3 protein-coding genes are annotated in these 2,183 nt (G+C 39.2%); all 3 read left to right on the top strand.

Annotation, left to right across the window (positions count from 1 at the left end; genetic code table 11):
• Positions 1 to 498 (top strand): Imm26 family immunity protein (locus tag BCT27_RS22825; protein WP_206748024.1); only part of this gene is annotated, 498 nt, incomplete at its 5' end.
• Between the two features lie 155 nt (positions 499 to 653).
• The gene (locus BCT27_RS22820; protein ID WP_102396874.1) at positions 654 to 1,244 is read left to right on the top strand and encodes a hypothetical protein; all 591 of its coding nucleotides are present in this window, start codon (positions 654 to 656) and stop codon (positions 1,242 to 1,244) included.
• A 105-nt stretch (positions 1,245 to 1,349) separates the two neighbouring features.
• On the top strand, positions 1,350 to 1,775 hold the full coding sequence (locus tag BCT27_RS22815; RefSeq protein ID WP_102396873.1) for a hypothetical protein: 426 nt from the start codon (positions 1,350 to 1,352) through the stop codon (positions 1,773 to 1,775).
• The last annotated feature ends 408 nt before the right edge of the window (positions 1,776 to 2,183 follow it).

The raw sequence follows: 2,183 nt of genomic DNA, 5'->3' as shown, positions 1-2,183 counted from the left end.
CCCGTTATCACAGCGTTATACCTCCTGAGGAAGTTGACTACTATGACTAAAATTTTTGAGCGTGGAAAAGTTGTACAAATTTCACTTTCAAATGGGAAGTTTGGTTATGGCTTAGTTCTGTCAGATCCTCTGGTGGCCTTTTCCGAAAATTCTTACGCTGTTCCTCAAAACGATTACAGTAAGGTTTTTGATGGTAAGTTGTTCAGAATTTGGGTTATGAAAAGCGCATTCGGTAAAAACGGCTGGCCTAAAGTAGGCACCGTTGAACTTAATCAAGCCGAGCTATCCGAGCCTAAATTTTATAAGTTTGACGTGATTTCTAAACAGTTTTCCATTTATTCAAATGGTAATGAGATAGCAGCGACGAAAGAGGATTGCATTGGTCTTGAGTGTGCTGCTGTGTGGTCTAAAGAGCATGTAGAAGAAAGACTTCTCGCAATGAGTGAAGGCCGAGACAGTAAATGGGTAAGCTCTTTGTCAGCTGAGTTACGGGTATAACAAGCGAATAAACGTGGACGTTTACTCGTGGCGCATTTTCAAAGAAACGCTGTGATTTAGGCGTTTCAATCAGTTTGGGTCAGTAAACGCCCGTTATTCGAACGTTAAATTGCAGTGTTACTCACAATTTCAATATTTATCGAAAGGAATCACCAATGTTTAGAAAGTCATTAATAATCTCACTTGCGCTATTAGGGACAGGATGTGTTTCACTAAAACCTTATGAATCAGTGCAACCACCTGATGACTCTGCATCGTTAACGATTCAAACTGATCAAACTAGAAATAATGTCTACGTTCTAAAATATAATTCTGATATGAATGAACACTATTGTTCCTCTGAGCCAGTAGAAATGGTTGCTATGCTAAATAATGTTAGTGTGATCACTAAGTACGCAGATGAAGGGAATAATAAAAATCGTGTTGAAGTTAAAATCCCTGCTGACCAGAAATTTCGTTTTGTAATTGATGATACAATATTTTTCTTACAGGAGAGGGTTTCATCAGACACTATTAAGGTGAAAACTAAAATTTGCAAATCTCACGTGTCATTTACTCCTGAAAAAGGTAAAAAGTACTTGGCGAGAAATTATGCTGATAAGAGAATTTGTGAAACTGAGATATTTGAAATTAAAGGAAATGGAGATTTAGAGCTTACTAAATTTGAAAGCCATCCATTGTGTTATGACGCAGATGTAATGGAAGAAATTTGGGAAGAAAAAGTCATTGAGAAATTAAGCCAATAGCTATTAAGAAATTTAACAAGGCCATCAAACATCGCGCCCTTCGGGCGCTGGACTCACAAAAATCGCTCGCCGTTTATGGCTGCGTTAGTTTTTTAGGAGAATGAGGTGAGTCAATATTTGATTGAGCCTGAAGTCTCAGGGGGATTTGGTGAAAATACTTTGGGGCATTTTGATGTACACCCGCCAAAAGTAGAAAAGTTACACTTAGAGTTTGATGGATGGTTGGGTGATGATTTATTAGAGACATTTCCGTGTTTTTTAGTTTCTGAAAGCTTGGCGACAGCATTAGTTGCATCACAGTTGTCTGGATACAATCTTGCTGCAGTGGAACTATCAAGTTCTGATATATTTCAAGAACTACAGCCAGAGTGCTGTTTACCTCGTTTCTCGTGGTTACAAATAACGGGAGACAACGGCAAAGACGACTTTAGCGTTTCTGAAAAAGGGATGTTATTAGTCTCAAGAAAGGCGATGCAGTTGCTACAAAAGTTTCAATTAACTAATGCTGAAATCACGGTGTACAAAAGCTAACAAGCAATTTAAGCAGACTGTCGACGCTTGGCATTTTTAACTCTGTTTAGCTTCAGTGAGTTAGGTGGTAAGTTTGAGTGTATTAGTTGCGTTGTCAGCTACTTAACCGGGCGTTATCCGTCAATTCTTTTCAGTGTTTAGTTTGCGATGTTTGGCTAGCTAGTTCCTCTCTTTGTCGCAGGCTGTTTATTCTGAAAACGCTCACTAAACCAATCCCAAACTCGATGCAAAATCATGTGGCTATCTTTGCTAAGTTGAATTCAATGCCTTTGGTTTTATCGAGCGATTTTATCTTAAGGCCTCAGTTGAATTCACAAAACGGTGCGTTCGTTGGGCTCTGGCGGCAAAGCCGCGATAGTATGAATATTCAGCGGCTAACAAGGTCATGAACGGGACACCTTGCCAATC

The sequence above is a fragment of the Enterovibrio norvegicus genome, from assembly GCF_002876705.1.
Lineage (GTDB): Bacteria > Pseudomonadota > Gammaproteobacteria > Enterobacterales > Vibrionaceae > Enterovibrio > Enterovibrio norvegicus_B.
Note: the sequence above shows the minus strand (reverse complement) of the source record. Positions and strands in the feature narration are given on the sequence as shown.

Coding starts and splice junctions, on each gene's coding strand:
- BCT27_RS22820 (WP_102396874.1), top strand. CDS start 654: ATGTTTAGAAAGTCATTAATAATCTCACTTGCGCTATTAGGGACAGGA.